The sequence below is a fragment of the Saprospiraceae bacterium genome (assembly GCA_016719615.1).
Lineage (GTDB): Bacteria > Bacteroidota > Bacteroidia > Chitinophagales > Saprospiraceae > Vicinibacter.
The window spans coordinates 1-6,323 of the sequence record JADJYQ010000012.1; the positions used below are offsets into that span (position 1 = coordinate 1).

General features: G+C 38.3%; 9 protein-coding genes and 2 pseudogenes. All 11 read left to right on the forward strand.

Annotated elements, in window-relative coordinates:
• The first annotated feature begins 231 nt into the window (after positions 1-231).
• Positions 232-522, forward strand: a complete 291-nt coding sequence (locus tag IPM92_17180; protein ID MBK9110045.1) for a hypothetical protein — start codon at positions 232-234, stop codon at positions 520-522.
• 76 nt (positions 523-598) lie between these two features.
• Positions 599-754, forward strand: coding sequence for a hypothetical protein (locus IPM92_17185; GenBank protein ID MBK9110046.1), 156 nt, complete (start codon positions 599-601; stop codon positions 752-754).
• Positions 755-784: 30 nt separating this feature from the next.
• The gene (locus tag IPM92_17190; protein MBK9110047.1) at positions 785-1,006 is read left to right on the forward strand and encodes a hypothetical protein; all 222 of its coding nucleotides are present in this window, start codon (positions 785-787) and stop codon (positions 1,004-1,006) included.
• Positions 1,007-1,278: 272 nt separating this feature from the next.
• Positions 1,279-1,629 (forward strand): hypothetical protein, encoded by a 351-nt coding sequence (locus tag IPM92_17195; protein ID MBK9110048.1) that lies wholly within the window; start codon positions 1,279-1,281, stop codon positions 1,627-1,629.
• 838 nt (positions 1,630-2,467) lie between these two features.
• Positions 2,468-3,794 (forward strand): annotated as a pseudogene (locus tag IPM92_17200) (IS5 family transposase).
• Between the two features lie 372 nt (positions 3,795-4,166).
• Entirely contained in the window at positions 4,167-4,424 is a 258-nt protein-coding gene (locus IPM92_17205; GenBank protein MBK9110049.1) for a hypothetical protein, read from the forward strand.
• 67 nt (positions 4,425-4,491) lie between these two features.
• Positions 4,492-4,764 carry a hypothetical protein gene (locus IPM92_17210; protein MBK9110050.1) on the forward strand — a complete coding sequence of 91 codons (273 nt, stop codon included), beginning with the start codon at positions 4,492-4,494 and terminating at the stop codon, positions 4,762-4,764.
• Positions 4,765-4,845: 81 nt separating this feature from the next.
• A pseudogene (locus IPM92_17215) lies at positions 4,846-5,169 on the forward strand (IS110 family transposase).
• 117 nt (positions 5,170-5,286) lie between these two features.
• Positions 5,287-5,568 carry a PD40 domain-containing protein gene (locus IPM92_17220; protein ID MBK9110051.1) on the forward strand — a complete coding sequence of 94 codons (282 nt, stop codon included), beginning with the start codon at positions 5,287-5,289 and terminating at the stop codon, positions 5,566-5,568.
• Positions 5,569-5,664: 96 nt separating this feature from the next.
• A complete protein-coding gene (locus IPM92_17225) occupies positions 5,665-6,024 on the forward strand; it encodes a hypothetical protein (protein ID MBK9110052.1) in 360 nt (119 codons plus the stop codon).
• A 136-nt stretch (positions 6,025-6,160) separates the two neighbouring features.
• A partial coding sequence (locus IPM92_17230) for a hypothetical protein (GenBank protein MBK9110053.1) occupies positions 6,161-6,323 on the forward strand: 163 nt, incomplete at its 3' end.

A 6,323-nucleotide genomic window follows, 5' to 3' on the forward strand; every position in this document is an offset into this window, starting at 1 on the left:
GGCGGAAATATATGAATCCTGCACATCCCCTTTATTACATATCCTCATGTATGAATGTATAGTTTTATTTTTTTAGCCATGAATTTACGAATAAGAAAGCTAAAGGCTATCAAATATAATGCCTGCGAAGGCTGTGCCTTCGAAGAAGAGGTTTTTGCCATACATGTAATTTGATAATTAGAATATAATATACTAATCAAAAGCGTAAATTTAAATTTTAAACCTCCATCTATGAAAGCTTCTTCAATAAAAGTCTTAGTACTTATTTCTATTATAATATTTACTTTCCTGATTTTTAATAGCTGTAAAAAAATCATTCAAGTGAAAAATACCTGGAGTCAAACATTTGACAATAGCCTGATGACTCAGGCAACATTTTTGGGTCAGGTTTTTCAGGAAGATGGTAATCCTTGGCTGATGCTACAGTTTCAACGGGTGGGTATTGTTTCCCAAACAGACGTAATGGATTCTTCTCTTTTACCGCTATTATTACACCAAAAATGCGACACTTATCAAGGTTAGTAAAGCAGGCTATTTTGATGGGTATAGAACCGCAAAGGTTATTTCAAATGAAGATAATCATGTAGAAATTATACTTATGGAATTACCTGTGGCAAAGCAGTTTGAATCTGGCTTAGGTGGTGTTGTTTCTATCGAAGGTGGAGGGTCTGTAGAGTTTTCCGCAAATGCCATTAAAGAACTGAATGGTAATAAAGTGTATAACGGAACAGTAAACGTCTATGCCAATGGATAAAACCCCTGATGACGAAAAATAAATGAATTAATGCCGGGTGCGCTAAGGGCAGTGGATGTAAACAGTAATGAACGAGGCCTTGTTACTTTTGGGATGCAAATGCTGAATTATACGGAGACCAGGGACAGGAATTACAAATTGATTGAAGGGAAGAAAGCAGCATTGCATTTTCCTATTACTCCAAATTTGATGAGCTCTGCAACTGAGACAATTCCCTTGTGGTATTTTGATGAAGTAAAAGGGATGGATTGAAGATGGCTTTGCTGAAAAACCGGCAGCGAATATATTGGTGATGTCGGCCATTTTACGCCCCCAATGCAGATCGCTCTTTTCCACCATCAGACTTGAATGTGTAATGATGGATAAAATGGTACTGTATTATCGAATGTTGCCGTTGGGATATCGACAAAAGAATATGGTTCATTCTTCCTTGGTTATGCTAATTCGAGTGGTAAAGTTCGGGGAATTATTCCCCGCTAATGTTACTTGTGAATTATTTCATTTTCAAAAGACTGCGGCGCGTTTTGGGGTACATTTACTGTCAAAACTTTTTTCTCAAATTTATACAATATGAACCTTGGAAACGTATTCATTATGATACGGTACACTTTGGGACTGTTATCGGTGCTGCGGTAGATTGTAATAATCAATTTGTTGCCGATGCACCTGTGAAAATACGATTATACAAAAACTTTTATGGGCTCACGGATAAAAACGGCCGGTATAATATTACAATTCCTTGTTATTATGGGAATACGGTTGCGCTGACAACGGCTTATAATCCAAATAATAATGAATATGGTTATAGTGGATTTGATTACTGGCGAGATTTTATTGCCAATACAGGAGTCGTATCATATTGTGGCAATATGTAAATAATAACGATTTCGTTTCATTGGCTATAAGTGAATCTCCGGGTGAGAAGCCGAAGATATTTCATGTTACAGAGAATAATGGAATACTTGATTATGATTGGTATTTTCAAGATAGTTTGACAGTCATTAAATGTAGTAGTAATAAGCAGTTTATTGATGGGAAACCACTCAGTATGGAGTTTGCATTTTGTTGGTCCTCAAAGGCATGCGCCGCATACCTTTATGTATTATAAGGGATACAAAAGATTCCAGTCAAAATTTTCAATCCATTCATTTTTATAATGATTATTACGAGGCTATAGGAGGTAAAATCAGCGGTTCGTTTATTATAAAGTCTTTAAATGCTAATTATACGGTACATGGCAAATATAGACTTACAAGATAGCAGCAGGGCCTGCTAGATTTCTCCCAGTTGTGCGAGATGTTCGGTATTGCGGCATCCCGCACTCGCGCGAGTATGAAGCGTGGCCTCTGTTCGTAAGCTGCACATGCACTGCTAAATTTAATTCTCAAGTCCGAGGCTTCAATCTCGCCACTGCCCCCCGCCAGTGAAAGTGTATTTTAAACGTAGTAGCTGGCGCAGGTGTGCTACTTGTACCCAATCTCTTCGTGAAAATCTGTGACATTCGTGGCTTTCAACTTCGTAAGCCCCGGCCTTTCGTGAAAATTCCGACATTCGTGGCTTGTCATACAATTTTTTTTAGCCACGAATGAACAAATTAATTAGTCGCCCCTCAAAAATGACAGGAATTAGGATAGACAATGCTTCTGAGTGTTTTGTGTTTTAAAAATCGACCGAAAAGTTATTAGAATTGATAAAAAAGTGGCAGATTTGGTTATGCTTCCGAAACAAAAAAACACTTCCCAATTGGGATTTTACAGTTCATTTGAAGAACAGCTAAGTCACATCCATCCGCTCTATAAATTAGCTCATGAGATTGAATGGAAAACGTTTGATGATTCTTTTGCTAAACATTACAGCACTAAAATGGGTAAACCCGCAAAGCCCATTCGCTTGATGGTATCACTTCTGATCTTAAAGCAACTTCGTAATTTAAGTGATGAAAGTATTGTTGAGCAATGGTCTGAGAATGTGTATTACCAATACTTTAGTGGCGAGTTGTATTTTGCGCCTAAACTGCCTTGTGTGCCAACAGAATTAGTGGAGTTTAGAAAGCGTATTGGCCCCGAGGGGGTAGAATTAATTTTCAAAGAAAGTATCCGAGTAAATGGTAAGGATGCAGAGGATGATCATTTAAGTGCAGACACCACTATCCAGGAAAAGAATATTACCTATCCGACGGATGATAAGTTGTACAAAAAAATAATTGATGAATGCAGATCTATTGCAGCAGATGAGGGCATTGAATTACGTCGAAGTTACACTCAAACGATTAAAAAGCTAAGCGCCATTCAAAGATTTAAGAAGAATAAGAACGGGTATGCCAAGTCGAGGAAGGCCGGCAAGAAAATAAAACAATTGCGGTGTATTGGTCAGAGAGTTGGACAGAAAGCTTCCGGCTGATAGGCTCAGCATTCACAGTCAGGATTTAGCGTTATTTTCAAAGTACTTGCTCAACAAAAAAACTGATTCAAATAAAACTTATAGCTTGCATGAACCCCATGTAAAATGTTACACCAAAGGGAAGGAGCATAAAAAGTTTGAGTTCGGTAGTAAAGTATCCATTTTAGTCACACAAACAACGGGTGTTATTGTTGGAGCGCTGAATTTTAGCGGAACTGAACATGACAGTAAAACACTCACGACTGCCATTGATCAATATGAAAGATTAACCAATAGAAAAGCCAAAAGTGTTTTTGCAGATAGAGGTTACAGAGGAACCAGTCAAATCAACGAAACAAAAATCTATGTTCCTAAACCTGACAAAAATATTACCCGACAAAAGCGCAAAGGGCATAGTCGACGAGCTGCCATCGAGCCGGTGATCGGCCACTTAAAACAACATTACCGAATGGGTAGAAATTACCTGAAAGGAATAATAGGGGATGAAATAAATGTCCTCCTGGCTGCAGCGGCCATGAACTTTAAACGCCGGATTAACCTCTGGCGTTCAGAGGCAAACTTTTGTTGGAAACTCATTTATCAAATGATAATAAATGTTTATTGGACTTCATTTGCTCAAAAACCAAAATATACTTTTTGAGGGACGACTAATTACGAATAGATTTTGCATTTGGAATTCGGTCAATAACCAATGCTACTATTCGTGTATTCGTGGCTTTTAATACAATTTGTTGTAGCCACGAATGCCTTTGGACAAAGAAAGGAAAATATCTTAATAAACCACTGCTATTATTATTGTTGTAATGGGGGTTCTAGGGGGTGTTAATAACCCTAAAAATGTGAGAATTGTGTAAGAGTCGGGGTGAACTAAACGAATGCATAGGCTTAAATTCCTAATTCGTGTATTAGACCCCGTCTCAAACACAGTTGCTATGTCCAATTAGAATATTAGGCAAAGCCTACCAAAGGTTATAGAACAGGCAACTATTTTTTTCACTTTTAAACACTTAAAATGAGTAACAAAGTTATTATTGCGGCTGACATTGCCAAAGAAAAATTAGACATTTATTGCTTAGAAAACAAAGAGTACTTTATTCTTAAAAATGAATCTGAAGGATTTCAAAAATTAGATCAGTGGATAGAGACTCATCAATTTAAGAGGGACAACATTTGTATTGTATTTGAAAACACCGGTAGCTACGGAAACAAACTGATTAAATATTGCACCAGAAATTCTATAACTTATTATCAGTTGAGCGCATTGATATAAAACTTTCAAAGGGCATTGCACGGGGAAAGGATGATAAAATAGATGCAAACGAATAGCGCAATACTATTTGGAAAAGCAATATAAGTTACAGCCTTCAAAGCCTGACAGTACAAGCATTGAGCGGTTGAAGCAGCTCCGCGAGAGCCGCGATTTGTTGGTCAAGCATGCAGCAAGTATTAAACAAGCACTGAAGAATGATATTGAAGTTTTAGGCTTGAACAATAACGACATGGTTGCTATGACAAAAAAAGAAACAATTCAAACAATGAACAACCAAATCGTTTTATTAAACAAGGAAATCGACGGAATTATTAAATCCGATAAAAAAGCTCAAAACTAATTTTGATTTGCTTTGTACCATCGTAGGTATTGGAAAAGTAATTGCTTTGGACACGATCATGGCTACATGTAATTTTGAAAATTCAATACCTGGCGTCAATATGCTTCATATACAGGATGTGCTCCATTTTCTAACGAGTCAGGAAAAATGGTTAAGAAGAAAAGTATTAGCCCTTTAGCCAGAAAAGACTTGAAAGCTCATCTGACCTCAGGTGCCAGATCTGCTGTCCAATTTGATCAGGAATTGAAGTTATATTATGAAAGGAAACTTCTTGAAGGGAAGTTAAATAAATGTGTAATAAATTCTGTTAGGGCAAAATTAATCGCCCGAATGTTTGCCGTTATTCGAAATCAGAAGGATTTTAAAAGAAATTATTCACATAATTTGGCAAATCAAATATCTTAGAATACACAAATTAAATACGAATAAATTTTACATTTGGAATAAATCCCATTCCCGTATTGTCTCTTATTGCTTTTTTGCAAGCGCACGAATAAAATTCAAAAATATTTGAATACATTTATGTCTATGAAAAAATGCGCCATTACTTTAAGTTTACTCTTTACCATTGCAAGTAGTTTTGCTCAGGAAAATATTCTGTGGATGCGTTATCCGAATATCAGTCCCGATGGAACCCAGATCGCATTCGGATACAAAGGCGATCTGTATCTTGTGCCGGCTACGGGCGGTATCGCCACACCACTCACCATTCATGAATCACATGATATGATGCCTGTATGGAGTCATGATGGTAAAAGCATTGCATTTGCAAGCGACCGTTATGGCAACTTTGATGTTTTGTGATGCCGGTAAACGGCGGTACGCCCAAAAGACTCACCAGTCACAGCGCCGCCGACTATCCGCAAGATTTACACCTGACAATCAAAAAGCGTCTTTTATTTGCCAAGTGCACGATGTAATCAGCAATACAAATGTGCGCTTTACAGTCCGCGCCTATTTCAGAATTTGTATACGGTCAATAAAAACGGGGGGAAAGCCACCCTCATCACAGAAGCCGGTATGAGTGAAGCACGATATAATCACGATGGCTCAATGATCGTGTTTCAGGACCGCAAAGGATATGAAGATCTGTTGCGCAAACATCACACAAGCAGTGTCACCCGCGACATCTGGACCCTCGATCTGAAAAGTATGCGTTTCAATCAGGTCAGCACTTTTAAAGGTGTGAAGACCTCGACCTCGGTATTTGTACCCGCTCCAATGCGATCTGCTTCCTCACTGAGCAAAGCGGCAGCCTGAATATATATAAGTCAGAAAATGGTGTGCAAACTGCCATCACCCGGTTTAAAACACATCCCGTACGCCACCTGAGTATGAGCGATCAGCAGGTCTTGTGCTTTTACCTACAATGGTGATTTATACACGCAGTCGATGAATGGGGAGCCTCAAAAATAAAAGTCGCTATCCGGAAATGGACGGCAGGCAGGCACTGAAAAATCTGGCGGTGAACAGTGGCATTGGTCAGTTTGCATTGTCGCCAAACGGCAAAGAAATTGCATTTGTAAACCGCGGTGAGGTGTTTGTAACCAGTGTGGAAG

What these genes read in the sequence shown, in the direction of transcription:
- IPM92_17185 (MBK9110046.1), top strand. Translation starts at nt 599, where the DNA reads ATGGAATTACCTGTGGCAAAGCAGTTTGAATCTGGCTTAGGTGGTGTT.
- IPM92_17180 (MBK9110045.1), top strand. Translation starts at nt 232, where the DNA reads ATGAAAGCTTCTTCAATAAAAGTCTTAGTACTTATTTCTATTATAATA.
- IPM92_17190 (MBK9110047.1), top strand. Translation starts at nt 785, where the DNA reads ATGCCGGGTGCGCTAAGGGCAGTGGATGTAAACAGTAATGAACGAGGC.
- IPM92_17220 (MBK9110051.1), top strand. Translation starts at nt 5,287, where the DNA reads ATGTCTATGAAAAAATGCGCCATTACTTTAAGTTTACTCTTTACCATT.
- IPM92_17205 (MBK9110049.1), top strand. Translation starts at nt 4,167, where the DNA reads ATGAGTAACAAAGTTATTATTGCGGCTGACATTGCCAAAGAAAAATTA.